The sequence below is a fragment of the Zobellella endophytica genome (assembly GCF_003012775.1).
GTDB classification, from domain to species: Bacteria; Pseudomonadota; Gammaproteobacteria; order Enterobacterales; family Aeromonadaceae; genus Oceanimonas; species Oceanimonas endophytica.
The window spans coordinates 517,328-543,010 of sequence record NZ_PXYG01000002.1 but is presented as its reverse complement, the minus strand read 5'-3'; the positions used below and the strand labels follow the sequence as shown (position 1 = coordinate 543,010).

Sequence of the window (25,683 nt, the reverse complement as noted above, 5' to 3'; positions counted from 1 at the left end):
CGCCATGGGGCCGGGCCGCCACGGTTAAGCTTTTGTTACGTAACAAGGATAGTAGGGGGAACCAAAGCCCGGGTCTTTTGCTTTCCTGCGTTATTTTTTAGGAAAACTCCGTCCCTGGCAGGGAGTGATCAGCAATGCAACTTGCGGTAGCGGGAAGGGGAAAGGTCGAAGCGGCCGGAAAAGACCTGGGTGAACAGGCTCTGGCTGGAGAAGCCGCAGTGCTGGGCGATATAGGCCAGGCTGTGCTGGCTGAAGGCCAGCATCTTCTTGGCTTCGCTCAGCCGCTTTTCCAGCACGTACTGGTAGGGGGACAGCCCGGTCTGCTCCTTGAACAGCAGATGGAACTGGCTTTCCCCGAGGAAGGCGCAGCCGGCCAGTTGGGCCACGGTGATCTTGCGCCCCAGGTGCTGGGCGATATAAGCGTCGATCACCTCCAGGTTGAGGCGCTTGGCACGGGACTGCACCCGCGGAAACGCCATGTGCCGGTGCAGGGCACACATCAGGGTATGGGCGCAGGCCTGGCCCAGCAGGTGATCGTCCGGATTGGCGCGCATCTCCTCACTGAGCACCGACACCAGTTGCTGGGCCTGGGGATGCAGCTGAAAGTAACGGGGGCGCTCGAACAGGCAGTGCATCCGCTCCTGCTGATCCGGCAGGGCCGGTGAGGGGCTGAGCGACAGGTTGATCACCAGTATCCTGTTGGAGCCCAGGCCACCGAAGGCGTGGTCCAGCTCGGAAGACACCAGGCAGCCCTGGCCCGGCCCCATCAGGCTGCCGTTGCCGCCGAGCTCGAACTCGGTCCGGCCGTTGAGGCCGATCACTATCTGGTTGTAGTGATGCTGGTGCTGGGCCATTTCCGTGGGCAGTGCCATGATTTCAAAGGGCTTAAAAGCAGGCATGGGACTTTCCTTCGCGGTTGGAGGGCGACCGGCGTTGATAACGGCACCAATTGTACACCCGAAGCCGTCCGGGCTCCATGGTGCCGGCGGCGGTTCGGCCGGACCACGGCGCCATTGGCGTGATGGTCCGTTGAAACGGACCTACGGCAAACCACCGGCAGGCCCGGTGTAACCAGCCGCCTGCGTAGGGTCGAATTTATTCGACCGACCACGGCGCCGTGGGTGGGATGGTCCACTGAAGTGGACCCTACGGCAGGCCCAAAAACGGCACCTGCCTGGCATTACCCCAGCCGCTCCACCAGAAAATCCACCAGCAACCGCACCTTGGGGGAGAGATGACGGTTGTGGGGGTACAGCACCCAGATACCGTCGTCCGGCAGCCGGTACTGGTCCAGCAGGCTGACCAGGGTGCCCCGGTTCAGCTCCTCCAGCACGTAATAATCGGGCAACTGCACTATGCCGAGGCCCTTGAGGGCGGCATCCTTCAAGGCCAGCCCGGAGTTGCAGTGCCAGCGGGAGCCCAGTTTCAGCTGACGCGGCTTACCCTGCTCAACGAAACGCCAGTGATCCACCGTGCCCGCCAGGCAGTGGTGGGCGCCCAACTCGGCCAGGGTGGCCGGGGTACCGTGCCGGGCCAGGTAATCCGGCGACGCGCACAGGTACTGGGTACGCCGGGCCAGCTTGCGGCACATCAGGCTTGAGGAGTCGAGCCGGCCCAGGCGGATGGCCAGGTCGAAGCCCTCCTGTACCAGGTCCACCGTCTGGTTGGTGAGCACCAGGTCCAGCTCCAGCGCCGGATGCCGCAGCAGGAAGTCGTTGACCTGCGGAGCCAGGAAGCGTTCGCCGTAATAGACCGGGGCGGTGATGCGCAGCCGGCCCACCGGCCGGCCTTCCATCGCCGTCACCATCTGTTCGGCGGCGGCCAGCTCGTCCAGCACCTTGCGGGTATGGCGGTAGTAGAGCTGGCCCACCTCGGTGAGCCGCAGCTTGCGGGTGGTGCGATAGAGCAGCTTGGCACCCAGCCGGTCTTCCAGGCTGCTGATGCGCCGGCTGACATGGGCCACCGACACCTCCAGCCGCCGGGCGGCGGCGGTGAAGCTTTCGGTTTCCACCACGCTGATAAATTCGTTAATGCCGTCCCAGGTGGTCATTATTACTCAGCTGTAAAAATCATTTGTCCTGAACGCCATTATCGCGGCTCGGCGGTGTAATACAATCAGGAAAGTATCGGCTCGTTCTTGCGTCCCGTCGTCATTCCCGCGCAGGCGGGAATCCATGATATCGGCACCATGCCGTGGAATGGGTCCCCAGCTTCGCGGGGGCGACGGTGAAACCCGGACCGACTTGTAGGGTCGACTTCAGTCGACCGGCAGCGATGGCCCATTGAAATGGGCCCTACGGGCAGTGCCCGTTTTATCCAACAGGAGCCAACCATGGAAATGATAAAGACCCGTGCCGCCGTGGCCTGGGAAGCGGGCAAGCCGCTCAGCATCGAGGAAGTGGATCTGATGCCGCCCCAGAAGGGCGAGGTATTGGTGCGCATCGTGGCCACCGGCGTCTGCCATACCGATGCCTACACCCTGTCCGGCGACGATTCGGAAGGGGTGTTCCCATCCATCCTCGGCCATGAGGGCGCCGGCATAGTGGAAGCGGTGGGCGAGGGTGTGACCAGCCTGGCCGTGGGCGACCACGTGATCCCGCTTTATACCGCCGAGTGCGGCGTGTGCAAGTATTGCAAGTCCGGCAAGACCAACCTGTGCCAGGCGGTGCGCGCCACTCAGGGTAAAGGCCTGATGCCCGACGGCACTACCCGTTTCTTCAAGGACGGCCAGCCCATCTACCACTACATGGGCTGCTCCACCTTCTCCGAATACACTGTGGTGCCGGAGATCTCCCTGGCCAAGATCAGCAAGGAGGCGCCGCTGGAAAAGGTATGCCTGCTGGGCTGCGGCGTGACCACCGGCATGGGCGCGGTGAAGAACACCGCCAATGTGCAGCCGGGTGACACCGTCGCCGTGTTCGGCCTGGGTGGCATCGGCCTGGCGGTGATCATCGGCGCGGTGCAGGCCAAGGCCGGGCGCATCATCGCCATCGACATCAACGAGGACAAGTTCGAAATCGCCAGGAAACTGGGGGCCACCGATTGCGTCAACCCCAGCAAGTTCGACCAGCCGATCCAGGAGGTGATAGTGGACATGACCGACGGCGGCGTGGACTTCTCTTTCGAGTGTATCGGCAACGTCAAGGTGATGCGCTCGGCCCTGGAGTGCTGCCACAAGGGCTGGGGCGAGTCGGTGATCATCGGGGTGGCCCCGGCGGGCGCCGAGATTTCCACCCGCCCGTTCCAGCTGGTGACCGGCCGCGTCTGGCGCGGCAGCGCCTTCGGCGGCGTGAAGGGACGCTCCCAGCTGCCCGGCATCGTCGAGCAGTACCTGAACGGCGAGTTCGAGCTGGACACCTTCATCACCCACACCATGGGCCTGGACGATATCAACCACGCCTTTGATCTGATGCACGAAGGCAAGTCCATCCGCTCGGTGATCCTGTACAACAAATAAGGGGATGGCGGGCTTGTAGGGCCGAATTTATTCGACCGCCTTCAACCTCGGTGTTGGCGGCCGTTGAAATGGGCCCTACTCATTCGTTCCGTCATTCCCGCGAAGGCGGGAATCCATGTCATCGGCGCCGTGCCGTGGACTGGCCCCCGCCGTCGCGGGGGCGACGGGAAAACTCGAAGAAACTGGGGGTCGACTTCAGTCGACCATCACAACAGGGATTTTCCATGCAAATCGTTCAACAACAACAATGCTTCGGCGGCCGCCAAATCCGCTACCGGCATGACTCCCAAAGCCTGAACTGCAGCATGCAGTTTTCGGTATTCCTGCCGCCCCAGGCGGAGCAGGGGCCGGTACCGGCGCTGTACTGGCTGTCGGGCCTCACCTGTACCGACGACAACTTTTCCACCAAGGCCGGTGCCCAGCGGATGGCCGCGATGCTTGGGCTGGCGCTGATCATCCCCGACACCAGCCCGCGCGGCGAAGGGGTGGCCGATGATCCGCAAGGCGCCTACGATCTGGGCCTGGGCGCCGGTTTCTATGTGAATGCTACCGAAACGCCCTGGAACAAACACTACCGCATGTACGACTATGTGCTGAACGAGCTGCCGGCACTGGTCGAGCGTGAACTGCCACTCAATGGCAAGCGCGCCATCAGCGGCCACTCCATGGGCGGCCACGGCGCCCTGGTGCTGGCCCTGCGTAACCCGGCGCGCTTTGTCTCGGTGTCGGCCTTTGCGCCCATCAGCCACCCGACCGACTGCCCCTGGGGGCAAAAGGCCTTTACCGCCTACCTGGGCGAGGACCAAAGCGCCTGGGCCGAGTACGACGCCAGCCTGCTGCTCGCGGCCAAAGGTTGCTCCCTGCCCATGCTGGTGGACCAGGGCGAGGCCGACAACTTCCTGGCCGAGCAGCTCAGGCCCGAGGCGCTGCAGGCCGCCGCCGATGTGGACGGCGCCGAGCTGACCCTGCGGCTGCAACCGGGCTACGACCACAGCTACTACTTTATCGCCAGCTTTATCGAAGAGCACCTGCGTTTCCATGCTCGCCATCTGGCCGGCTGAGGTTTACACCGCTATTGGCTCCGCATAAACAGGCAGTACAGGGCCGCGCCCGCGACCGTCAGGGGTGGTCCGTCCTCCGCCGTTACCTGGCCGCCATGTCCCCATCTTCCATCGCCGGTGGCGGCCGACGACGGCGCCAGGCGTGCCAGGCCACGAAGCCGGCGGCCAGGGCCAGGGCGTAGCCCGCCTCCGGCCCGAGCGAGAGCAGCACCCCCAGGCAGAGCAGGCTGGCCAGGGCCGCCAGGGCGCGCCAGGGGCCAGTGAGCAGCTTCACCGCCGCCACCATGGCGAGCAGGTAGACCAGGATGAAGTTGCCGTTGGCGTAGCGGAACAGGGTATCCAGCGGCAGCCGGAACAGCCAGGCAGCCAGCACGCACAGGGCGCACACGCCGATCACCCAGGCCAGGGCGCGCAGCGGCGCGCCGTTGCGGTTGAGGCGGGCAAGGCTGGCGGGCAGTTTGCCCTCGTCCGCCAGGCTCCACAGCAGCCGGGCGAAGCCCTGGATATAAATATTGATGCTGGCGAAGCAGGCCAGGTAGCCCACCAGGGCCGCCGCCCAGCGTCCGCCCTCGCCGAACAGCCGGGCCATCAGGGTGGGGATGGAGGTGGTGTTGGCCAGCTCGTTGCCGAACACCCCGAAACGGAGCACCGCCAGGGCGCAGGCCAGGTACACCAGTCCCGCCAGCAGCACGCCGCCGAGCAGTGCCAGGGGAAAGTCCCGCCGGGGATTTTTGAACTCTTCGCCCATATGGGTAAAGGCTTCCAGTCCCACGAAGCACCAGAACATCACCCCCAGGGCGGCGGGCAGCAGGCTCCACTGCACCTCGCCAAGGGGCGGCAGGGCGGGGGGCGAGGCCAGCAGGCCGCCCGTCCACCAGATGGCCAGCAACAGCAGCACTATGGTCAGGGCGATCAGCACCTGCACCAGGCCCGAGGCCCGGGTCTTGCGGCTGCCGAGCAGCAGGATGAGTCCCAGGGTGCCGAGCTGTACCAGCAGGTCGCCCCCGGCGGAAAGATCGAACAGGGCGTGCCAGAAACCGGCGGTCAGGGTCAGGGCGGCGGGCAAGCCCACCGGCAGCACCGCCAGGAACAGGAAGGCGGCCAGCTTTTCCATGGGCGCGCCCAGGCCCCGGCCAATCAGGTGCGGCGCGCCGCCGGCGTGGGGAAAGCACTGGCCCAGGCGGGCGAAGCAGAAGGCCACCGGCAGTACCAGCAGCATCAGCCCCAGCCAGGCCCACAGCGAGCCCGGGCCGGCGATGCTGGCGGCCACCGCCGGCACCACGAAGATGCCGGTGCCGAGCAGTGAGGTGGCCATTATGCCGGTGCCGTAGGCCAGCCCCAGTTCCTTGTTCAAGCGTGTCATTGTTGTTTCGATTCCGTGCCTTAGAATTCTGATATATTACCGCCCACGCATCAGTTTCCGACGCTGCAAAACGCCGTTTGCCGGCGGCAGTTCGTCGCTTTGTGCCGCCGTTTCGCCGGCGGGTGGGAGAAAGGCTTCGGGTGGACAAATTCGATCGACAGATAGTGGCCCTGCTGGCCAGCAATGCCCGCATGGCGGTGGCGAACATCGCCCGTGAGGTGAGCCTGTCCCGCTCGGCGGTGTCCGAGCGCATCCGCCAGCTGGAGGAGCGGGGCATCATCCGCGGCTATCACGCCCGCATCGGCGGGGGCGGCGGTGCCGTGCGCGCCTATTTCGAGCTGTATTACCAGGTGCACCGCTGCGAGCAGTACGCCGCCCTGTTGCGGGCCATTCCCGAGGTGAAGCTGTGCTACACCATCAGCGGCGAGACCGACATGCTGGTGTACGTGGAGGCGGCCTCCATGGCCCGGCTGGACGAGGTGCGCGGCCAGATCGAGAACATGCCCAATATCAAAACGGTGAAAACCCACATGATCTTGTCCGAGCTTATCAACAACCTGGGGTGAGCATGCAGATATACAAGGCCCACTGGCTGGCGCCCTGGTTCAACCATCCCTTCCTGGCCACCGAGCTGACCGCGGACGGCCTGGTGCTGCACCTGAAGCGCGAGCGCCACGGGCTCGGCTGGCACGAGCTGAGCGCGCCGCCCCGGCTGGAGGAGGCCCGCCGCCTGTACCGGCTGCGGCTGTTCTGCCAGCAAGGGGACATCGAGCTGGGCTGGTTGCCCCGGGCGGAGGCCGAGCCCCTGGCCGAGGCGGTCACCCTGGGCTGGTACCGATATCATGCGAACCGGGTGTTGCCCCTGGCGGAGCAATGCCTGGGACTGCTGGAAGCCGGTTACCTGCGCCATTCCCGCTGGCGGCGGCTGAAGGCGCTGGTGGCCGGGGAGGCGGTGGACTGGTCCGCCTGTCCGCCGCCCGCGTCGCTGGACGACCGGGGCCGGGCCGGCTTCGAGCTGGTGGCCACGCTGCAAGCGGCGGACGAGGCCTGGTGGGAGCAGTGCTGCCAGGATTATTGTCGGCAGGCCCTGGCCGAGCACGGAGCCCTGTTCGACGGCCTGGAAGCCCATCCGCTGACCCCGGCCCAGCGCCTGGCCTGCGTGGTGGACGAAGACCACAACCTGGTGCTGGCCGGGGCCGGTTGCGGCAAGACCAGCGTGATGGCGGCGCGGGCCGCCTTTCTGCTGGCGTCGCGCCAGGCCCGGGCCGACGATCTGCTGCTGCTGGCCTTCGGCAACGAGGCGGCGGCGGAAATGGCCGAGCGGCTGGCGCGCCGGCCCGAGACCACTCCGGTCAAGGTCAGCACCTTTCATGCCCTGGGGTTGATGATACTGTCCCGGGTGGAGGGGCGCACCCCGCCCCTGAGCCCGCTGGCCCAGGACGAGCGGGCCCGCCAGGGCGCCTTCGCCGCCTGGCTGGAGCAGTTCGGGCAGGAGGATCCGGCCTACGGCGAGCGGCTGCTCGACTGGCTACGCCGCCACCGTTTCCAGGTGGTACCCCGGCCGGATTTCATGCGGCTGGCGCGGGAGTGGGCACCGCTGGTGGCGGCACTCAAGCTCTATGGCGAGCCGGATCCCTTCGAACTGACCCCGGAGCAGGCCGAACAACTGGCCCTGGTGCGGCCGCTGCTGCACCGTTACCAGGCGCAGCTGCGCGAGCAGGGCGACATTGACTTCGACGACATGATCGAAAAGGCCACCGATTATGTGCGTCAGGGCCGGTTCGAGGTGCCCTGGCGCCATGTGCTGGTGGACGAGTTCCAGGACATTTCCGTGCCCCGGGCCGAACTGCTCAAGGCCCTGCGCGACGCGGCCCCCGGACTTTCCCTGTTCTGCGTGGGGGACGACTGGCAGGCCATCTACCGCTTCAGCGGCGCAGATGTGTCGCTGACCACCCGCTTTGCGGACCACTTCGGCGCCAGCCGGATCACCGTCCTGGACCAGACCTTCCGCTTCAACAACCGTATCGAGCAGGTGGCCAGCCGCTTCGTGACCCGCAACCCCGGCCAGCTACCCAAAACCCTGGGTACCCACAAACGCAGCGAGGGCCCCTGCGTGCACGTGCTGCCGGTGCAGCACGACAGCCAGATGGACGCGGTTACCCGGCTGCTGGGGCAGATCGCGGCCCAGCGGCCGGAGGCCTCCGTCTACCTGCTGGCCCGCTTCCGTTTCAGCCTGCCGGACGAGTCCCAGCTGGCGGGCTGGCGCCGGCGTTTCCCGGATCTCCGGCTGGAGGCCCAGACCCTGCACGGTGCCAAGGGCAAGGAGGCGGATTGCGTGATCCTGTTGGGGCTGACTCGGGGCAAGTACGGGTTCCCGCCCGAAAAAAACGGGCCTGGCCTGCTGGATCTGTTGCTGCCTGAAGAGGAAGCCTTCCCTCACGCCGAAGAGCGCAGGCTGTTCTATGTGGGGCTGACCCGGGCCCGGGATCAGGTGTTCCTGCTGGCCGACCGGCAGATCCCCTCGGTGTTCGTCAAGGAGCTGCTCGACGGCGGCTACCCCAGCGTCAGCCGCTGGGGCTAGGACAACAAGAGGCTGGAGCCGGTCCGGCGGTTTTGTTAGTCTTCTTTACATGAAAACTTATGCATTCCGGGAGAGGGCGTGCCCAGTATCAAGCGAAGAGAAATCCAGCGCATCGTCGGTATCATTTCCCGCGCCATCCTGGAGCAGCGGCTGGCGCCGGGAACCCGGCTGGTGGAAACCCGGCTGTCCGAGGCGCTCGGCGCCAACCGCAACCATGTGCGCGCCGCCCTGCTGGAGCTCGGCCATCAGGGGCTGGTGGCCATCGCCGCCAACCGGGGTGCCACCGTGGCCTGTCCCAGCCAGCAGGAGGCGGCCGAGGTGTTTGCCATGCGCCGCATCCTGGAAGAAGAAGCGGTGGCCCTGGCCGCTCGGGGCGAGCGGCGGGGCGAGCTGGCCCCGCTCCGTGCCCTGATAGAAGAAGAGCGGCGGGCGGTCGAGGAGGGCCGGCGGCCGGCGGCGGTGGATTGCGCCGCCCGTTTTCATATCGAGCTGGCCAGGCTCGGCGGCAACCGCCTGCTGGTGGAGGTGCTGGAACGGATGATCGCCAAGACCTCGCTCATCGTCAGCATGTACCAGAAAGACAGAAACGCCCACCACTGCCATTGTGAAGAGCACGGCCGGCTGCTGGATCTGGTGGCGGCGGGGGAGGCCGACACGGCCGCCCTGTCCATGCGCCGCCACCTGGAAAACCTCGAAGCCAGTCTGGAGTTGACCGAGGAGGAAGAGCAAAGCCTGGATCTGGCGGCGTTGTTCGCCGAACTGCAAACCGAGGCGGAAGCCCCCCCCCGCTGATCACCCTCCCTTATTCCCCTGGCGGGTCATCCCCGCACCCTCTGCGGCGGGGCCTGTGCCCAGTCGGCATCAATTAGATAAATATGCTAATTTTTTGAATGTTTTAAAAGTAAGCTGTCGCCGTGCTCCCATTTATCACTTTATTATTCATTAACCTTGGTGTAACGTTTTTCCTGCAATTAATTGCTAGCAATTTAATTCTTTGTTTTTAGCAATGAGTTCGGACTATTTCACTTAGGGAAGAATAATGACCATAAAACCTCTTATCTGGGGCGGCGCCCTCGGGGCGCTGACCATGACCTTGCCGGCATTGGCCGACACCCTGTTCAACGGCGATGTGATCCAGGGCAAGCCGGTGATCACCCGGCTGGATGTGGACTCCCTCGAGCCGGGCAAGCAGCATGAGTTCTACTTTCGCGTCGCGGGCCAGAACAACGCCGGCCAGCATTACTACCTGCCGGTGAGCGTGCTGAAGGGGGAAGCGCCGGGCAATAAGGTGATGCTGGTGGCCGGGGTGCACGCCAACGAGATGAACCCCTATCTCACCGTGCATAAAGTCAAGGAGCGGCTCGCCGGGGAAGCGCTCAAGGGCACGGTCACCATAGTGCACCAGTTCAACATTCCCGGGCTTATCGCCAACGTGCGCGAATTCGTGCCCTCGGGGCCGGTCAAGGTCAATGAAAACCTCAACCGCCAGGCCAATACCGAAGATACCAAGACCTCGGGTCAGCGGTACTCCCACAGCATCTGGAACGATCTGCTCAAGCACAACGCGGACTATGCCATCGACATGCATACCGCCAACCCCACCACCTTCCCGCTGTTCGCCTACACCGACTACAGCATTCCCGAGGTGAAGGAGATGACCCGGCTGTTCGGGGTGGACGTGGCCTTCAGCAGCCAGAGCCAGACCACGGTGGACGGTGCCTACAGCGGCATCGGCGTACCGGCCTTTACCCTGGAGATCGGTTCGAGGGATGTGTACGAGCCCGAACTGGTGGAGAGGGCGGTGGACGGTACCCTCAATTTCCTGCGCCATATCCAGCTGATCGAAGGCGAGGTGGTGCAGCCCGAGTTGCCGGTGGAAACCGAGCACTGGGAGGACGTGCGCGCCGAGTTCGGCGGTTTCGTGGTGCCCAAGGTGAAACTGCTGGACAAGGTGAAGAAGGGCGAGCTGATGTTCGTGCAGTACGACGCCTTCGGCCACGAGGTGAAGCAGTATCACAGCCCGGCCGACGGGGTGGTGGTGCAGATCATCCAGAACCCCATGGCGGAAAGCGGCAGCCAGCTCGGCAGCCTGGTGTACTGAATCTCCATGTAGTTGAAAATTGGGCGGCCAGGTGTTTTCCTGCCGGCGAGAGTGGCAGGGTAGCGAACGCCTGACCGCTTAATTTTTGAACTATTCGGCGCCCTGTCAGCCCAGCGGCAGCACCGTGGTGTGCTTGAGTTTGTCGAGCAGGATATTGGAGCGGATGTTGGACACCGTCTTCAGGTTGAGCAGCTGGTGCATCATAAAGTCGGACAGGCTCTTGAGATCGGTGGCCACCACCTTCAGCATATAGTCGGCGTCGCCGGTGACGCTCCAGCATTCCAGCACCTGGGGAAAGTGCTGGATGGCCAGGTGGAATTCGTCGGCGATGCGCTCGCCGTGCTTGCCCAGGGTCACGCTGATCAGCGCGGTCACGTGCAGCCCCACCTTCTCCGGATCCACATAGGCCACGTATTTCTGCACCACTCCCAACTCTTCCAGCTTCTGCCGCCGGCGCTGGCACTGGGACGGGGAGAGGTGGATCAGCTCCGACAGCTCCACGTTGCTCAGCCGGCCGTTTTCCTGCAGCGCCTGCAGCAGGCGGGCGTCCTGGCGGTCCAGTTCGATTTCATGCGCCTTTCTCACGGTTATTCCTTCTCCGGTGCAACATTCACGCAAAAAACTAAACTTTAATGTAACAAGTTGCAAACAAAATGTGCCGACCTTGCCGTATTCTGTCTCCATTGCGTTTAAGCATAAATCAATGGAACCAAGGCGATTAAGGAGAATAATCATGATGTCTGAAACACTTGCACCGGAAAAAAATTCTTTGTGGCATAACCCGCAGGGGACCGACGGCTTCGAGTTTGTGGAATACGCCTCCCATGAGCCGGAAAAGCTGGCCCGGTTGTTTGAGCGGCTGGGCTTTGTCGCCATCGCCCGCCACCGCAGCAAGAAGGTGACCCTCTACCGCCAGGGCGATATCAACTTTATCCTCAATGCCGAGCCCAACAGCCAGGCGGAGCAGTTCGCCCGCATCCACGGTCCCTGCGCCAACGCCATGGCGTTCCGGGTGAAGGACGCGGCCCGGGCCATCAAGCAGCTGGCCGCCAACGGCGCCAGGGTGGTGGCCTCCGGCGCCGGTCCCATGGAGCTGCAGATCCCGGCCATCGAGGGCATCGGCGGCTCCCTCATCTACCTGGTGGACCGCTATGGCGAGCAGAGCATCTACGACGTGGACTTCCGCCCCATCCCGGGTGTGGATCAGCACCCCAAGGGGGTGGGCCTGACCTACATCGACCACCTTACCCACAACGTGGCCATGGGCAACATGAACCTCTGGGCCGGTTTCTACGAGCAGCACTTCAACTTCCGCGAGATCCGCTACTTCGATATCGAGGGCAAGCTCACCGGGCTCAAGTCCCGGGCCATGACCAGCCCCTGCGGCAAGATCCGCATCCCGATCAACGAGTCGTCCGATGAGAAGAGCCAGATCGAGGAGTTCCTGCACCAGTACAAGGGCGAGGGCATCCAGCATATCGCCCTGGGCACCGACGACATCTTCCGCACGGTGGAAACCCTGCGTGACGGCGGCATGAGCTTCATGACCACCCCCGACACCTACTACGAGAAGCTGGACGCCCGCCTGCCCGGCCACGGCGAGGATCTGGCCCGGTTGCGCAGGGATCATATCCTGGTGGACGGCGCCCCCACCCAAGGCCAGGGGCTGCTGCTGCAGATCTTCACCGACACCGTGATCGGCCCCATCTTCTTCGAAATCATCCAGCGTAAGGGCAATGAAGGTTTCGGCGAGGGCAATTTCCAGGCCCTTTTTGAGTCTATCGAGGAAGATCAAATTCGCCGCGGTGTGCTAAAGGCCGAATAATCTACATTTTTTTACCACAGCCATTTTTTCAATCGGGAAGATGGTGGCAAAATAGCAGGACATACTGTCAGCCATACTTTACACCTTTAGCTGGGGTGGCTGACGTTGTCCTAAAACAGCTAAAGGAGGAGAAGCTGTGTCTGTGGTGGCAACGAATGTTCAGGGTAAAGCGCAGTCCGGAATGACCCCGGCCCTGTGGTCCAGCCGTTTTGCCTTTATCATGGCGGCGGTGGGCTCGGCGGTGGGCCTCGGCAATATCTGGAAGTTTCCCTATATCACCGGGCAGAATGGCGGCGGTGCCTTCGTGCTGGTGTATCTGCTCTGCATCGCCATCATCGGTATTCCGATCATGATGTCCGAGGTGATGCTGGGCCGGCGCGGCGGCAAGAGCCCCATCGGCACCATGGGCGCGGTGGCGGTGGCCGAAGGGCGCAGCCGGGGCTGGGCCGGCATCGGCATCATGGCCACCCTGGCGGCCTTTCTGATCCTCTCTTTCTACAGCGTCATCGCCGGCTGGACCATGCCCTACATCGTGGAGGCGGCCAGCGGCGGTTTCGCCGGCATCGCGGCGGAGGACTCCGGCGCCCTGTTCGGCGGCCTGCTGGCTTCGCCCGGCCAGTTGCTGCTGTGGCACTCGGTGTTTATGGGGCTGACGGTGCTGGTGTCCGCCGGCGGCGTCAAGCATGGCCTGGAGCGGGCGGTCACCTGGCTGATGCCGGCGCTGTTCGTGCTGTTGCTGATCCTGGTGGGCTATGCCATGACCACCGGCCACTTCGGCGAGGCGCTGGTGTTCCTGTTCAGGCCCGACTTCTCCAGCCTGACCGCCGAGTCCATACTGGTGGCCCTGGGCCATGCCTTCTTCACCCTGAGCCTGGCCAGCGGCGCCATGATGGCCTACGGCGCCTACCTGAAGAAGGAGGTGTCCATCGCCCGTACCTCCTTCACCGTGGCCATCATGGACGTGTGCGTGGCCCTGCTGGCGGGACTGGCGATTTTCCCCATCGTGTTCGCCCACGGCCTGCAGCCGGGCGAGGGCCCGGGGCTCATCTTCGTGACCCTGCCGGTGGCCTTCGGCCAGATGCCGGGCGGCGGCTTCTTCGCCACCTTGTTCTTCGTGCTGCTGTTGTTCGCGGCCTGGACCTCCTCCATCTCCATGCTGGAGTCCCTGGTCAGCTTCCTCAACGAAAAAGGGGTAAGCCGGGTCAAGGCGGCCGTCGGCGGCGGCCTGGCGGCCTGGCTGGTGGGCATCACCACCGTGCTGTCGCTCAACCTCTGGTCCGATTTTGCGCCCCTGGCCATGTTCGATCGCTTCGAGGGCAAGACCCTGTTTGACCTCTACGACTACTTCACCGCCAACATCATGATGCCGCTCGGCGCCCTGCTGACCGCCATCTTCGTGGGCTGGGTGATGAAGCCGGCGCATTCGGCGGCCGAACTGGATGGCCAGTGGCACCCCCTCTGGCATGCGGTGGTGCGCTACGTCACTCCCATCGGCGTGTTGATCATCTTCTACTTCAACCTGAGCTGACCCCTGGGCGCCGCCGTGGCGGCGCCCTCTTCACTTCCTCCCTGGTTTGCATGCATGGCCTTCGCGGGTCAGGGATCCCTATTGCCTGTAACATGGAGTTATCAACGGATATGAAAGCACTTCTTCAGCAATTCGAGCGGAAAAACCCGGAAATCGTATTCGAGTGGCACGACGGCGAGACCGAGGCCAAAGGCTGGGTGGTGATCAACTCCCTGCGCGGCGGGGCGGCCGGCGGCGGCACCCGCATGCGCAAGGGCCTGGATCGCCACGAAGTGGAATCCCTGGCCAAGACCATGGAGGTGAAGTTCGCGGTGTCGGGCCCGGCCATCGGCGGCGCCAAGTCGGGCATCGATTTCGACCCGGCCGACCCGCGCCGGGACGGGGTGCTGGCGCGCTGGTTCCAGGCAGTGGCGCCGCTGCTCAAGCACTATTACGGCACCGGCGGCGATCTCAACGTGTGCGAGGTGAAGGACGTGGTGCCCCTGACCGAGCGCCATGGCATCTGGCACCCCCAGGAAGGGGTGGTCAACGGCCACTTCAACCCCACGGTGAGCGAGCAGATCCAGAAGCTGGGCCAGCTGCGCCTGGGGGTGGCCAAGGTGGTGGAGGACGGCCGCTACAGCCCGGAGCCTCAGCGCAAGTACAAGGTGGCGGATCTTATCACCGGCTGGGGCCTGGCCGAGTCGGTGCGCCATTACTACGGCATCTGGGGCGGGCAACTCGCCGGCAAGCGGGTCATCGTTCAAGGCTTCGGCAACGTGGGAGCGGCGGCGGCCTGTTACCTGGCTCAGGAAGGGGCCAGCATCGTCGGTATCATCGATGCCTCCGGCGGGGTGATAGCACCGGAAGGACTCGGCGTCGAGCAACTGAAGGCGCTCTACCTGGGGCGCCAGGGCAACCGGTTGGCGGGCCCCGGGGTGGTCGGTTTCGAGCAGGCCCAGGCCGCGCTGTGGCAGCTCGGGGCCGAGGTGTTCCTGCCCTGCGCCGCCTCCCGCCTGGTCAGCGCCGAGCACCTGGCGGACCTGGCGAACAACGGGGTGGAGCTTATCGCCTGCGGCGCCAATGTGCCCTTCAAGGATCAGGAGATCTTCTACGGCCCCGTCTACCAGCAGGCGGACGAACGGCTTAGCGTTATCCCGGATTTTATCGGCAACTGCGGCATGGCCCGGGCCTTCGCCTTCCTGATGGAAACCGAGCAGGAGATCTCCGACGAGGCCATCTTCCGGGACGTGTCCGAGCGCATCCGCGGCGCCCTTCAACGGGTGCACAACCACAGCAGCCGCACCACCGGCATCTCCGCCACCGCCCTGGAGCTGACCCTGAAGGAGCTGATGGGGGAGTAGTCAGCAATATCTCCAGCATCCCGCTTCCGGCTTCCGGCTTCCAGCTTACAACCCGTACCGCTCTATTTTTTTCAGCAGGCCCTGGCGCGACAGCCCCAGGGCCTGGGCGGCGTGGGTGCGGTTGTTGTCGTGGCGGGCCAGGGCCTGGCTTATCAGGGCGATCTCCAGGGCCCGCACCTGGGCGTCCAGGCTGTCGCCGCCAGCGGCCGGCGCCGGGGTGGCGCGGGCCGCCGGGTAGAGCAGGGCGATATCGTCCAGGGTGATGACGCCGCCCCGGGCGATGGCCGCCACGCTGTCGAGGGTGCTTTTCAGCTCGCGCACGTTGCCCGGCCAGCGGCGCTGGATAAACCAGTTGAAGGCCTCGGTGTCCGGGCGCAGCGGCGGCTGGCCGCTGTTTTGATGCTGCAGTTCGAGGAAGTGGGTGATCAGCAGCGGAATGTCTTCCGGGCGCTCGTCCAGGGGCCGGGTCTCGATGGTCACCCCCTTGATGCGGTAGAACAGATCCTCGCGGAACGCGCCCCGGCTCACCTTGTCGGGCAGGTTCGCGTTGGTGGCGGAGACCACCCGCACGTCGATGGTTTCCAGGGTCCGGCTGCCCACCGGGTAGAAACTGCCTTCCTGCAGCACCCGCAGCAGCTTGACCTGCATCGCCAGCGGCATTTCGCCGATTTCGTCGAGGAACAGGGTGCCGCCGTCGGCCACCTTGAGCAGGCCGTCCCGGGCCTTGTCGGCGCCGGTGAAGGCACCCCTGGTGTGGCCGAACAGTTCGCTTTCCAGCAGCTCGGCGGGAATGGCGCCGCAGTGCACGGAAATAAAGGGACCGCTGGCGCGCTGGCTGAGATCGTGGACCGCCCGGGAAATCACCTCCTTGCCGGTGCCCGAGGGGCCGGTGACCAGCACCCGCACGTCGGTGGGGGCGATACGCTGCACCAGGGCGCGGATGCTTTCCATGGAAGGGGAAGCGCCGATCAGGCTGGCGAGCGGGCTCTTGCGGCCCAGGTTGTGTTTCAGGCTGTTCAGCTCGCGCACCAGCTGGTGCTTGGTCAGGGCCCGGCGCACCACCACCGCCAGCATGTCCGGATCGATGGGCTTGGCCAGAAAGTCCCAGGCGCCCTGGCGCAGGGCTTCCAGCGCCAGCTCCCGTTCGCCGTGGCCGGTGAGGATGATCACCGGCCGGTCGGTGAACTGGGGCAGGCTGCTCAGGGTATGGCGCGGATCGAAACGGGGCGGCAGCGACAGGTCGAGCAGCACGAGATCCGCGTCGAACGCCTGCAGGGTGGTGCGCAGGGTGTTGAGGTCGGCGCCGGTCCTGACGTCGTAACCTTCGGCGCCGAGCCACTGGCCGCAGAGGGTACGAAAGGCCGGTTCATCGTCGATCAGCAGTATGCGCGGCGGCGTCATGGGGTGTTGTCCTCGGGAAAATGGAGTTCGAAGGTCACCGGCCAGCCCAGATCGCTGCGGTGGCGGATATGGCCGCCGTGGGCGTCCATGATGCGGCGGACGATGGCCAGCCCCAGGCCGCTGCCGCCGCTGCGCTGGCCGACGAAGGGGCGGAACAGCCGGTCGCCGAGCTCGGGATCGATCAGGGGGCCGTTATTGTGCACCCGTACCAGGCCGGGCCTGTCCCCCGCCTCGACGAGAAGGCGTCCACCGGGCCGGTTGCGCACAAAGGCCAGGGCGTTGTCCACCAGGTTGACCACCACCTGCTGCAACCGGTAAGGGTCGGCCCACAGCCGGTAGTCGGCGGGAAGCCGGTGCTCGAAGGCGGTGCCCTGCCAGTCGAACTGGGGCCTGAGGCTGTCGAGCAGGGCGGCGAGGGGAATGGCCTGGCACTGCACCTGGATGCGGCCGGAATAGGCCAGCATGTCCGAGATCAGCCGGTCGGCCCGCTGCAGCTGGGCCTGGATCATCTCCTTGCGGCTGGCGTCCAGGCCGGCGGTGGCCATGGAAATAATGTTGAGCGGGTTGCGCAGCTCGTGGGCCATGGCCGCCGACAGGCCGCCGAGCTCCACCAGATGCTGCTCCGACAGCCGCCGGCGCTCGGCTTCCGCCAGCTGCAGCGAGCGCTCCAGCAGGCCGCAGCGGGTGGCCAGCAGCGAGGCGAACACCTCCGCCGCCAGGCGCAGGCCCGGGGTCACGTCCTCGAAGCCCTGCAGCCGTGCCTGCCAGCCCTGGGACTGATGCCGGCAGTGGATGCAGGGGCCGGCGGGCAGGGCGTCGGCCTGCTCGCCCTCCGGCGCCAGGTGAATGGCCACCGGCTGGCCCATCTGGCGCGAAATCAGCCCCGCCGCCGCCGTGGTGAGCCCGTGCCAGCTGCTGGCTTCGCCCAGGCGACGTTGCCAGGTGGCGAGCAACTGCTCGTCGAGCCGGCTGCCCGGGTAGATCAGCCGCTCCACCAGTTTGCTCACCGGCTGGTACAGGGCCAGGGCCAGCATCAGCAGCAGCATGGAATAGAGCCACAGCTGCCACTTGGGCACGTTGGCCAGGGCCTGCATGCCAAACTGGCCGGCCATGGCGCTGAGCAGGGCAATAAGCCCCATCACCAGCGCCGTCATCAGGGTCCACAGCAGGGCCCGGTTGGCCCAGGCGTTGATTTCCAGCATCTGGTAGCGCACCACACCGTAGACCAGCAGCACCACGTAGCTCGGCAGCAGCAAGATGGGCCAGGGATACCAGTACAGGCCGAGGGAAGGAAAGATAAAGCTGGTGGCCAGCAACAAGCCCCAGGCGCCGGCGGCGAACATGGCGGCGATGGAACGCTTGCGGTTGCCCTTGTGGCGGCCGAAGCCCCACAGCAGCAGGGCGTGGGCCAGCACCCCGATGGCGATGGTGTAGGCGATGTTGAACCAGCCGGCGTGGCGGAACACGAAGTAGTGCTCGAAGGGGCCGAAGGCGATGACGCCGCCGCCGCCGAGCGCCAGGCTGAGCCCCATCACCACCAGGGCGGCCAGGTACAGCAGGCCCCGGCGACGGGCCAGCCAGTCCAGCCAGGGCCGGCTGCCCGGGCCCTGGTTGACGAAGCCGATGGCGAAGTCGAGGAAGAAGGTGGGCATCAGCGGGTTAGCCAGGATCAGGGCGATGCCGGGGCTGGCCAGGCCGTGGAACACCGCCACATGGCCGGCGCACCAGAGCGCCATCATGATGCCGAACCCGGCCAGCGCCTTCATGCTGCGCTGACGGCGCGCGCGCCAGAACAGCCAGGCGGACACCAGCAGGGCACAGCCGCTGGTCACTATCATCATCAGTTCGAAGGCAATATCCAGCGGCATCCCGACGGCCCCAAGGTGTAAACGGTGTTGACGTTTTTAACTGGAAAAACTGTAAACCTTGTTGTCGGTTGGAGCAAGTTTTTGCGGCTTTCTTGATCCAGGGCAAGGCGGCGCAAGGTCTTGTTAATGATGGCACGCTTTCTGCAGATATCTTGGGCAATTCCAATCCAGGACCACAGAGTGAGCCGAGCCGGATGAACATCAGCGCCTTATTAATTGAATTCTCTGCTATTTTTATTGTCTTGTTGCTGGCAACCCTGCCTGCCGCCGTCAACCGCTACCGTCGCCGTTAAGGGGGAATCATGGAGCTGGATGCCGCCATACTGTCGCGAATTCAATTCGCCTTTACCGTCAGTTTCCACATCATCTTCCCGGCCATCACCATCGGCCTGGCCACCGCCATCGCCATCTGGGAAGGACTCTGGCTGAAGACCCGCAACCCGCTGTATTTCCAGCTGGCCAAGTTCTGGATCAAGCCCTTCGCCATCACCTTCGGCATGGGGGTGGTGAGCGGCATCGTGCTGTCCTACGAGTTCGGCACCAACTTCTCCGAGTTCTCCCGGATCACCGGCCCGGTGCTGGGCCCGCTGATGGCCTACGAGGTGCTCACCGCCTTCTTCCTGGAGGCGGGCTTTCTCGGGGTCATGCTGTTCGGCTGGCAGCGGGTCAGCGAGAAGCTGCACTTCTTCGCCACCTGCGTGGTGGCGGTGGGCACCTGGATTTCCGCCTTCTGGATCATCGTGGCCAACTCCTGGATGCAGACCCCGGCCGGCCATGAAATTGTGGACGGCCGCTTCGAGGTGGCCAGCTGGCTGGAGGTGGTGTTCAACCCCTCCATGCCCTACCGGCTGGTGCACATGTTGCTGGCGGCCATGCTCAGCGCCACCTTCGTGATCGGTGGTGTCAGCGCTTGGTACCTGCGTAACAACCGCGACCTGGCCTTCGCCCGCAAGGGCCTGTCGATGGCGCTGTGGGCGGCGCTGATCCTGGCGCCGGTACAGGCGCTGGTGGGCGACTTCCACGGCCTCAACGTCAAGGAGCACCAGCCGGTCAAGCTGGCGGCGATGGAGGGCATCTGGCCCGAGCGGGAGGCCGGCGCGCCGCTGCTGCTGTTCGCGGTGCCGGACATGGAAAACGAGACCAACCATTTCGAAATCGCCATCCCCAAGCTGGCGTCGCTTATCCTTACCCACGAGTGGGACGGCGAGCTGCAGGGGCTCAAGTCGGTGCCCGCCGACCAGCGGCCCAACGTGCCCCTGGTGTTCTATTCGTTCCGGCTGATGGTGGGCCTGGGCGTGCTGATGATAGGTATAGCCCTGTGGGGGCTCTGGCTGCGCCGCTCGGGCCGGCTCTATGAAAACCGGCCCTTCCTCGCCCTGATGAACCTGATGATCCCCTCGGGGGTGCTGGCCACCCTGGCCGGCTGGTACGTGGTGGAGATCGGCCGTCAGCCCTGGCTGGTGCAGGGGCTGGTGCGCACCATGGAGGTGGTGTCGCCGCTGCCGGCGGAGCGGGTGCTGTTTTCGCTGCTGCTGTTCGTGGCGACCTACAGCCTGCTGTTGTGCGTCTACCTCTATTTCATGGCCAAGCTGGTGCGCAAGGGGCCGCCGGACATGGTGCACCTGGAGCAACACCTGATCGGCGTCGACGCCCCCGGCTATGCCCTGGCCTGGGTGAAGCAACTGAAACACGACAAGGCGGAGGCATAACATGGACTTGGCATTGTTCTACTACCTGCTGCTGGGTTTCGCGGTACTGATGTACGTGGTGCTCGACGGCTTCGATCTCGGCCTCGGCATCCTCTACCCCTGGTTCAAGAGCGAGGCGGAGCGGGACCACATGATGCGCTCCATCTCCCACGTGTGGGACGGCAATGAAACCTGGCTGGTGTTCGGCGGCGTGGTGCTGTTCGCCGCCTTTCCCGCCGCCTACGCGGGCATACTGGCGACCCTGTACACCCCGATCATCATCATGCTGATCGGGCTCATCTTCCGCGGCGTGGCCTTCGAGTACCGCTTCAAGTCGCACCGCTCCAAGCCCTGGTGGGACAAATCCTTCTTCCTCGGCTCCACCGTCGCCACCTTCTGCCAGGGCGCCATCCTCGGCGCCGTGGTGCAGGGGGTGGAAGCGGGCCCCGGCGAGCTGGGCGCCCTGGAATGGCTGTCGCCGTTCAGCATCTTCACCGGCTTCGCGCTGATGGTGGCCTACGCCCTGCTGGCCTGCTGCTATCTGGTGATGAAGAGCCGGGGCGACATCATGGCCCGCGCCGCCGGCTTTGGCCGCAAGCTGGTGCTGACCATCATGGTGATACTGGTGGTGGTGAGCCTGTGGACGGTGCTGGACAATACCGAGGTGCGGGCACGCTGGTTCGACGGCCTCAACTTCCTGTTGCTGCTGCCGCTGCCGCTGCTGAGCGGGCTGTTCGGCTGGCTGCTGTACCGGGATCTGGACGGCCAGCCCCACGAGACCCGGCCCTTCTGGCTGGCGGTGGGGCTGTTCATCCTGGGCTTTATCGGCCTGGTGGTGGGGCTCTTCCCCTATCTTATTCCGCACCAGCTGACCCTGTGGGATGCCCGGGCACCGGATTCCAGCCTGTTGTTCCTGCTGCCGGGGATCCTTATCTTCCTGCCGCTGATCTGCGCCTACACCCTCTGGGGCTACCGCATTTTCTCCGGCAAGGTCGAGGATTTCGAGGAGGGTTACTGATGAAGGCATCCCGCAAGGGCTGGCTGTGGTTCGCCGTCCTCTACCTGGGCGGGGTGCTGGCCGTCACCCTGCTCGGCCTGGTGATTAAACTGGCACTGAGGATCTGAGAACATAAGAAAGGCTCCCGCGGGAGCCTTTTTTCAGCTTGATGACAACGTCGTTTGCGTTACAGGAATGAGCCGGCCAAAGGGCCAACTCCGCCGACACGCAGCAAGTACATCCATGTAGGCTCGCACATGCCATCCTTGGAATGTGACGGTCGTCGGAGCCATTCCCTTTGTCCGCCTGTTTTGGCATAAGCGTTGCCCGCGTAAGTGGGCCTGAAGGTTTTCAGCAGTCTGAAAAGGCTAAAAGGCTCCCGCGGGAGCCTTTTTTCATTGACGTGCAGCGCGGAAACCGGACGTTTCCAGCTTACGCCGCCGTTACACCAGCCAGAAGCCGGCGGCGAGCAGCGCCGCCAGGGTCAGGGCACCGCCGATCAGCGCATAGGGCAGCTGGGTCAGGGCGTGATCCATGGTGTCGCAGCCGGCGCCTTGGGCGGACAGCACGGTGGAGTCGCTGAAGAAGCAGGCGTGGCTGCCGAAGGCCGAGGCCGAGAGCAGGGCGCCCACCACCAGCGGCATGGGCACTTCCATGGCCTGGGCCAGGGGCACCACTATCGGCAGCGAGATCACGAACACCCCCCAGCTGGAGGCGGTGCTGAACACCACCAGCGCCATTACCAGGAACACCACCGCGGGCAGCAGCGCCGGCGTGAGCAGGGGAGTAACGGTGTCGATGATATACTGGGTCATACCCAACTGATCATTTACTTCCTTCAGGATGAAACCGGCGCAGACGGTGGCCAGCGGGTGCAGCATCACCTTGAAGCCGTCGAGGGTGGCTTCCACCTGCTGCTGGAACGACAGCAGCCGTTGTACCGAATAGAGCAGCATGGTGCAGCCCAGCGCCACCAGCACCCCTTTCAGCAGGTCGATCTCGTACCAGACGCTGGCGAACACCAGCACCCCCATGGGCAGCAGGAAATTGCACAGGCCGAGCCAGGCCGGCGGCTGCCGGGCAGGAATGGCCTCTTCCTGGTCTTCCCAGCCGGTCGGCACCGGCTGGCCGGCCCGGGCGCGGGCTTCCGCCTTGTTCATGGCGCCCAGATCCGGCAGGCGGTTGGCCGCCACCAGCACCACCACCAGCAGCGCGGCCCAGCCGTAGAGCATGTAGGGGATGCTGTCGATATAGAGCGACATGCCCCGGCCGCCCTCGGCGGCGCCGGCGTCCTCCAGCAGGGAGGCGAAGAACACCGCCCAGGTGGAGACCGGCACCAGGATGCAGATGGGAGCGGCGGTGGAATCGACGATGTAGGCCAGCTTCTCCCGGGAGATCTTGTAGGTGTCGGTGATCTTCTTCATGGAGGAGGAGACGGCGAGGGAGTTGAGGTAGTCATCGATGAACACCACCAGCCCCAGGCCGACGGTGCCGAACATGGCGCCGCGGGGGGACTTGATCAGCCGGGTCATGAAGTTGCCGAAGCTGAACACGCCGCCGCCCCGGGCCAGCAGGTTGATGAGCCCGCCCATCATGCCGCATACCAGGATCAGCCAGGCGATGGTTTCGTCCATCATCACCGCCAGGGTCACGTCCGCCAGCGGCGTCACCAGATCGGTGGGATCGATCAGCAGCAGCCCGAGCAGGCTGCCCGCCAGCAGGGACTCCACCGTCTTGCGGGTGAGCACCGCCATGGTGATCACCAGCGCCGCCGGCAGCAGGCTGAGTACGCCGTAATCGCTGTCCGGATCGTGGGTAACGCCGAGCCAGGCGAAGCCCAGTGCCGCCACCAGGGTGACGGCCAGGCCGTGCCACAGTGCGGGCCATTTCTTCGTGGAATCGAGTGCCAGGGTATTGTCTTGTTGCATCGCTGTTTTCCTTGATTCAGGGCCGGCGCCGGGGGCAAGGGACCGCCACGGCGCCGGTCACTTCCCTATGGTTTGCCTACGGCGGCCGCGGCCGCCTTCCCAAAATCCGGCGCCATCGCCACCCGGTCGAACCCGGGCGTCATGCCGCCGGAAAATCGTGCTGATGCCGACTCAGGCATTTTTCAGCATCCATTCCAGTTCGATGTCGGTGATGCGCCGCTCGAACTCCAGCAGTTCATCATATTTGCAGGTATGGTAGACCTCGACGAAGGCGTCCCCCAGGTAGCGCCGGAGCGGCTGGCTCTCGGTCAGCGCCTGCAGTGCCTCGCTCTGCCGGGTGGGGAAGGGCACCCCTTCCTGCTCCAGGCCGTTGCCCACCACCGGCGCCGGCAGCGGCAGGGTATTGTCCAGGCCGTGCAGCAGGCCGGCGAGAATGGCCGCCATTACCAGGTAGGGGTTGGCGTCGGCGCCGGCCACCCGGTATTCGATGCGGCGGGCGTCGTCGTCGCCGCAGGGGATGCGCAGCGCCACCGTCCTGTTGTTGTGGCCCCAGGAGGCCTGGGTGGGCACGTACATGCCGGGCTGGAAGCGACGGAAGGAGTTCATGTTGGGGGCCAGCAGCGCCATGCTGTCGGGCATCAGATCCAGCATGCCGGACAGGGCCAGGTGCAGCAGGGCCGAATCTTCGCCAGCGGCGTCGGCGAACAGGTTGTCACCCTGGTCGTCGACCACGCTGATGTGCACATGCAGGCCGCTGCCCGCGTGCTCCTGGTAGGGTTTGGCCATAAAGGTGGCGTCCATCTCGTGCTGCTCCGCCACCAGTTTGATCAGCCGCTTCAGCGCCAGGGCCTGGTCGCAGGCGGCGAGCACGTCGTCGGTGTGGTTGAGGTTGATCTCGAACTGGCCCGGCGCCGCTTCGGCCACGGCGCCGTCGGCGGGCAGCCCCTGCTGGATAGCCAGGTTGTCTATCTCAGCCAGAATGTCGGCGAAGTTGTTGAGGTTGTCCACCGAATACACCTGGCTGTAGGTGTCCCGCTTCTGGGTCAGTGGCGAGCAGGGCGGCTGCAGCCGGCCGCTGTCGTCCCTGTCCCGGTCCACCAGATAGAACTCCAGCTCCAGCGCCACCACCGGCCGCAGACCGCGGGCCTTGACCTTTTCCCATACCCGGGCCAGCACGTTGCGCGGCTCGAGTGGGAAGGGCTGTTCGTCTTCCGTGACCATGGTCAGCAGCAACTGGGCCACGGTGTCCGGATCGCAGGCCGAGGGCACCAGGGTATCGGCAATGGGGTAACAGGGCAGATCCGGCTCACCGATGTCCTGGCCGATGCCGGTTTCCTCCACCACATTGCCGCGAAAGTCCATGGCAAACACCGAGCCGGGGAAGAAGCAGCCCGCCTCCAGCTTGTCGAGGGCGCCGACCGGCAGCCGCTTGCCGCGGAAGATGCCGTTGAGATCGGTGAGCAGTACGTCGACATACTGGGTGTCGGGATACTGGGCCAGGTAGTTGGCCACTTCCTGTTCGAATTCGCTGGGCGCGGAGGCCGTGGCCAGGGGTTTTAATATTTCCATTTCTGCTTGCATTATTGCACCGCCATGTGACCGTTAAAAATACTTACCATGAGAAACATAAATTTGTTTATTTTGTTTTGCAAGTGTTAAATATTATTGAGCATGAAATTAACGTGTGCTAGTTTTTGACCATATATTTGACAAAAACTGGCTTTATTTGCTGTTATGTTCAGAATTTAGAGCGTCCAGGAGGGGATGGTGATGGTTGATATTATTAACAAGCCTGTGATCGGGGTGATCATGTGCCGGCAGCAGCTGGGACCGCACCCGGCCATGACGCTGCAGGAGAAATACCTCAGCGCCCTGCTGGCCGCCGGTGCCCTGCCGTTTCCGCTGGCCCATGGCCTGGCCGACGACGAACGGAGCCTGGCCCAGGCTCTGGCCCTGCTCGACGGCATCCTGCTCACCGGCAGCTACAGCAACATGGAGCCCCATCATTACGGGGAAACGGGGGAGGAGCCGCTGAACGATCCGGGACGGGACAGTGTCAGCCTGCGGCTGATCGCCGAGGCCCGGACGCGGCGGTTGCCCCTGCTCGGCATCTGCCGTGGCTTCCAGGAGATGGTGGTGGCCGGCGGCGGCACCCTGCACCGGCGCCTGCACGACACCGGCCTGTTCGATGAACACCGGGAAGACAAGTCGCTGTCGCTGGCGGAGCAGTACGCCCCGGCCCACGATATCATCCCCCGGACCGGCGGCCTGCTGGCCCGACTGGCCGGGCCGGAGCACCGGCGGGTGAATTCCCTGCATATGCAGGGGGTGAAGGCACTGGGGGCAGATACCCGGGAGGAAGCCCGGGCGCCGGATGGCCTGATCGAGGCCATCAGCCTGGCGGATCATCCCTTCGCCCTGGGGGTGCAGTGGCATCCGGAATGGCAGAGCCGGGACAACGCGCTGTCCTGCGTCCTGTTCGACGGCTTCGTCGAGGCCTGCCGCCGCTACCACCATGACGCCGGGGCCCGCTCATGAGCGC

At 64.8% G+C, this 25,683-nt stretch carries 21 protein-coding genes; 13 read left to right on the top strand and 8 right to left on the bottom strand.

The window, feature by feature from the left end; genetic code table 11:
- Positions 1 to 128: 128 nt before the first annotated feature.
- Entirely contained in the window at positions 129 to 899 is a 771-nt protein-coding gene (locus C7H85_RS07740; RefSeq protein WP_106729130.1) for a helix-turn-helix domain-containing protein, read from the bottom strand.
- Between the two features lie 281 nt (positions 900 to 1,180).
- Positions 1,181 to 2,050, bottom strand: coding sequence for a LysR family transcriptional regulator (locus tag C7H85_RS07735; RefSeq protein ID WP_106729129.1), 870 nt, complete (start codon positions 2,048 to 2,050; stop codon positions 1,181 to 1,183).
- 282 nt (positions 2,051 to 2,332) lie between these two features.
- On the opposite strand from C7H85_RS07735, the gene C7H85_RS07730 reads away from it, so the two are divergent.
- A complete protein-coding gene (locus tag C7H85_RS07730) occupies positions 2,333 to 3,457 on the top strand; it encodes an S-(hydroxymethyl)glutathione dehydrogenase/class III alcohol dehydrogenase (protein WP_106729128.1) in 1,125 nt (374 codons plus the stop codon).
- Positions 3,458 to 3,681: 224 nt separating this feature from the next.
- On the top strand, positions 3,682 to 4,518 hold the full coding sequence (fghA, locus tag C7H85_RS07725) for an S-formylglutathione hydrolase (protein WP_106729127.1): 837 nt from the start codon (positions 3,682 to 3,684) through the stop codon (positions 4,516 to 4,518).
- A gap of 82 nt (positions 4,519 to 4,600) precedes the next feature.
- Here the strand turns inward: fghA and yjeH are convergent, their stop codons facing one another.
- A complete protein-coding gene (gene yjeH / locus C7H85_RS07720) occupies positions 4,601 to 5,881 on the bottom strand; it encodes an L-methionine/branched-chain amino acid transporter (protein WP_106729126.1) in 1,281 nt (426 codons plus the stop codon).
- A gap of 140 nt (positions 5,882 to 6,021) precedes the next feature.
- Between yjeH and C7H85_RS07715 the strand changes: the two genes are divergently transcribed.
- The 4 genes from C7H85_RS07715 (at position 6,022) to C7H85_RS07700 (ending at position 10,563) form a co-directional block, all read left to right on the top strand.
- Positions 6,022 to 6,447, top strand: coding sequence for an Lrp/AsnC family transcriptional regulator (locus tag C7H85_RS07715; RefSeq protein ID WP_106729125.1), 426 nt, complete (start codon positions 6,022 to 6,024; stop codon positions 6,445 to 6,447).
- A gap of 2 nt (positions 6,448 to 6,449) precedes the next feature.
- Positions 6,450 to 8,462 (top strand): UvrD-helicase domain-containing protein, encoded by a 2,013-nt coding sequence (locus tag C7H85_RS07710; RefSeq protein WP_106729124.1) that lies wholly within the window; start codon positions 6,450 to 6,452, stop codon positions 8,460 to 8,462.
- Between the two features lie 78 nt (positions 8,463 to 8,540).
- Positions 8,541 to 9,254: a GntR family transcriptional regulator gene (locus C7H85_RS07705; RefSeq protein ID WP_106729123.1), complete on the top strand. Its 714-nt coding sequence runs from the start codon at positions 8,541 to 8,543 to the stop codon at positions 9,252 to 9,254.
- 247 nt (positions 9,255 to 9,501) lie between these two features.
- Positions 9,502 to 10,563: a succinylglutamate desuccinylase/aspartoacylase family protein gene (locus C7H85_RS07700; protein ID WP_106729122.1), complete on the top strand. Its 1,062-nt coding sequence runs from the start codon at positions 9,502 to 9,504 to the stop codon at positions 10,561 to 10,563.
- 105 nt (positions 10,564 to 10,668) lie between these two features.
- Here the strand turns inward: C7H85_RS07700 and C7H85_RS07695 are convergent, their stop codons facing one another.
- Positions 10,669 to 11,148 carry an Lrp/AsnC family transcriptional regulator gene (locus tag C7H85_RS07695; protein WP_210433594.1) on the bottom strand — a complete coding sequence of 160 codons (480 nt, stop codon included), beginning with the start codon at positions 11,146 to 11,148 and terminating at the stop codon, positions 10,669 to 10,671.
- 148 nt (positions 11,149 to 11,296) lie between these two features.
- Between C7H85_RS07695 and hppD the strand changes: the two genes are divergently transcribed.
- From hppD to C7H85_RS07680, 3 genes are all read left to right on the top strand, one after another.
- A complete protein-coding gene (gene hppD, locus C7H85_RS07690) occupies positions 11,297 to 12,388 on the top strand; it encodes a 4-hydroxyphenylpyruvate dioxygenase (protein WP_425445061.1) in 1,092 nt (363 codons plus the stop codon).
- Between the two features lie 181 nt (positions 12,389 to 12,569).
- Positions 12,570 to 13,916 (top strand): sodium-dependent transporter, encoded by a 1,347-nt coding sequence (locus tag C7H85_RS07685; RefSeq protein WP_106729120.1) that lies wholly within the window; start codon positions 12,570 to 12,572, stop codon positions 13,914 to 13,916.
- 110 nt (positions 13,917 to 14,026) lie between these two features.
- On the top strand, positions 14,027 to 15,259 hold the full coding sequence (locus C7H85_RS07680) for a Glu/Leu/Phe/Val dehydrogenase dimerization domain-containing protein (protein ID WP_106729119.1): 1,233 nt from the start codon (positions 14,027 to 14,029) through the stop codon (positions 15,257 to 15,259).
- Positions 15,260 to 15,304: 45 nt separating this feature from the next.
- Here the strand turns inward: C7H85_RS07680 and C7H85_RS07675 are convergent, their stop codons facing one another.
- The gene (locus C7H85_RS07675) at positions 15,305 to 16,660 is read right to left on the bottom strand and encodes a sigma-54-dependent transcriptional regulator (protein ID WP_106729118.1); all 1,356 of its coding nucleotides are present in this window, start codon (positions 16,658 to 16,660) and stop codon (positions 15,305 to 15,307) included.
- Positions 16,657 to 18,528 (bottom strand): sensor histidine kinase, encoded by a 1,872-nt coding sequence (locus C7H85_RS07670; RefSeq protein ID WP_106729117.1) that lies wholly within the window; start codon positions 18,526 to 18,528, stop codon positions 16,657 to 16,659. Before C7H85_RS07670 ends, C7H85_RS07675 begins: the two co-directional genes overlap by 4 nt.
- Positions 18,529 to 18,596: 68 nt before the next feature.
- Between C7H85_RS07670 and C7H85_RS19535 the strand changes: the two genes are divergently transcribed.
- The 3 genes from C7H85_RS19535 to cydB are packed head-to-tail and all read left to right on the top strand — an operon-like array spanning position 18,597 to position 21,234.
- Complete coding sequence (locus C7H85_RS19535) at positions 18,597 to 18,821, top strand: hypothetical protein (RefSeq protein ID WP_146140433.1); 225 nt, start codon at positions 18,597 to 18,599, stop codon at positions 18,819 to 18,821.
- Between the two features lie 9 nt (positions 18,822 to 18,830).
- Positions 18,831 to 20,237: a cytochrome ubiquinol oxidase subunit I gene (locus C7H85_RS07665; RefSeq protein ID WP_106729116.1), complete on the top strand. Its 1,407-nt coding sequence runs from the start codon at positions 18,831 to 18,833 to the stop codon at positions 20,235 to 20,237.
- A 1-nt stretch (position 20,238) separates the two neighbouring features.
- Complete coding sequence (gene cydB, locus C7H85_RS07660) at positions 20,239 to 21,234, top strand: cytochrome d ubiquinol oxidase subunit II (RefSeq protein ID WP_106729115.1); 996 nt, start codon at positions 20,239 to 20,241, stop codon at positions 21,232 to 21,234.
- 422 nt (positions 21,235 to 21,656) lie between these two features.
- On the opposite strand, the gene C7H85_RS07655 is transcribed toward cydB, so the two are convergent.
- Together C7H85_RS07655 and C7H85_RS07650 are read right to left on the bottom strand one after the other, a co-directional pair.
- On the bottom strand, positions 21,657 to 23,141 hold the full coding sequence (locus C7H85_RS07655) for a Na+/H+ antiporter NhaC family protein (RefSeq protein ID WP_106729114.1): 1,485 nt from the start codon (positions 23,139 to 23,141) through the stop codon (positions 21,657 to 21,659).
- A gap of 171 nt (positions 23,142 to 23,312) precedes the next feature.
- Entirely contained in the window at positions 23,313 to 24,710 is a 1,398-nt protein-coding gene (locus tag C7H85_RS07650) for a glutamine synthetase family protein (protein WP_245879595.1), read from the bottom strand.
- Between the two features lie 201 nt (positions 24,711 to 24,911).
- Between C7H85_RS07650 and puuD the strand changes: the two genes are divergently transcribed.
- A complete protein-coding gene (gene puuD / locus C7H85_RS07645) occupies positions 24,912 to 25,679 on the top strand; it encodes a gamma-glutamyl-gamma-aminobutyrate hydrolase (protein WP_106729398.1) in 768 nt (255 codons plus the stop codon).
- The last annotated feature ends 4 nt before the right edge of the window (positions 25,680 to 25,683 follow it).

Coding starts and splice junctions, on each gene's coding strand:
- C7H85_RS07740 (WP_106729130.1), bottom strand. CDS start 899: ATGCCTGCTTTTAAGCCCTTTGAAATCATGGCACTGCCCACGGAAATG.
- C7H85_RS07735 (WP_106729129.1), bottom strand. CDS start 2,050: ATGACCACCTGGGACGGCATTAACGAATTTATCAGCGTGGTGGAAACC.
- C7H85_RS07730 (WP_106729128.1), top strand. CDS start 2,333: ATGGAAATGATAAAGACCCGTGCCGCCGTGGCCTGGGAAGCGGGCAAG.
- fghA (WP_106729127.1), top strand. CDS start 3,682: ATGCAAATCGTTCAACAACAACAATGCTTCGGCGGCCGCCAAATCCGC.
- yjeH (WP_106729126.1), bottom strand. CDS start 5,881: ATGACACGCTTGAACAAGGAACTGGGGCTGGCCTACGGCACCGGCATA.
- C7H85_RS07710 (WP_106729124.1), top strand. CDS start 6,450: ATGCAGATATACAAGGCCCACTGGCTGGCGCCCTGGTTCAACCATCCC.
- C7H85_RS07700 (WP_106729122.1), top strand. CDS start 9,502: ATGACCATAAAACCTCTTATCTGGGGCGGCGCCCTCGGGGCGCTGACC.
- hppD (WP_425445061.1), top strand. CDS start 11,297: ATGATGTCTGAAACACTTGCACCGGAAAAAAATTCTTTGTGGCATAAC.
- C7H85_RS07685 (WP_106729120.1), top strand. CDS start 12,570: ATGACCCCGGCCCTGTGGTCCAGCCGTTTTGCCTTTATCATGGCGGCG.
- C7H85_RS07680 (WP_106729119.1), top strand. CDS start 14,027: ATGAAAGCACTTCTTCAGCAATTCGAGCGGAAAAACCCGGAAATCGTA.
- C7H85_RS07675 (WP_106729118.1), bottom strand. CDS start 16,660: ATGACGCCGCCGCGCATACTGCTGATCGACGATGAACCGGCCTTTCGT.
- C7H85_RS07670 (WP_106729117.1), bottom strand. CDS start 18,528: ATGCCGCTGGATATTGCCTTCGAACTGATGATGATAGTGACCAGCGGC.
- C7H85_RS07665 (WP_106729116.1), top strand. CDS start 18,831: ATGGAGCTGGATGCCGCCATACTGTCGCGAATTCAATTCGCCTTTACC.
- cydB (WP_106729115.1), top strand. CDS start 20,239: ATGGACTTGGCATTGTTCTACTACCTGCTGCTGGGTTTCGCGGTACTG.
- C7H85_RS07655 (WP_106729114.1), bottom strand. CDS start 23,141: ATGCAACAAGACAATACCCTGGCACTCGATTCCACGAAGAAATGGCCC.
- C7H85_RS07650 (WP_245879595.1), bottom strand. CDS start 24,710: ATGGAAATATTAAAACCCCTGGCCACGGCCTCCGCGCCCAGCGAATTC.
- puuD (WP_106729398.1), top strand. CDS start 24,912: ATGGTTGATATTATTAACAAGCCTGTGATCGGGGTGATCATGTGCCGG.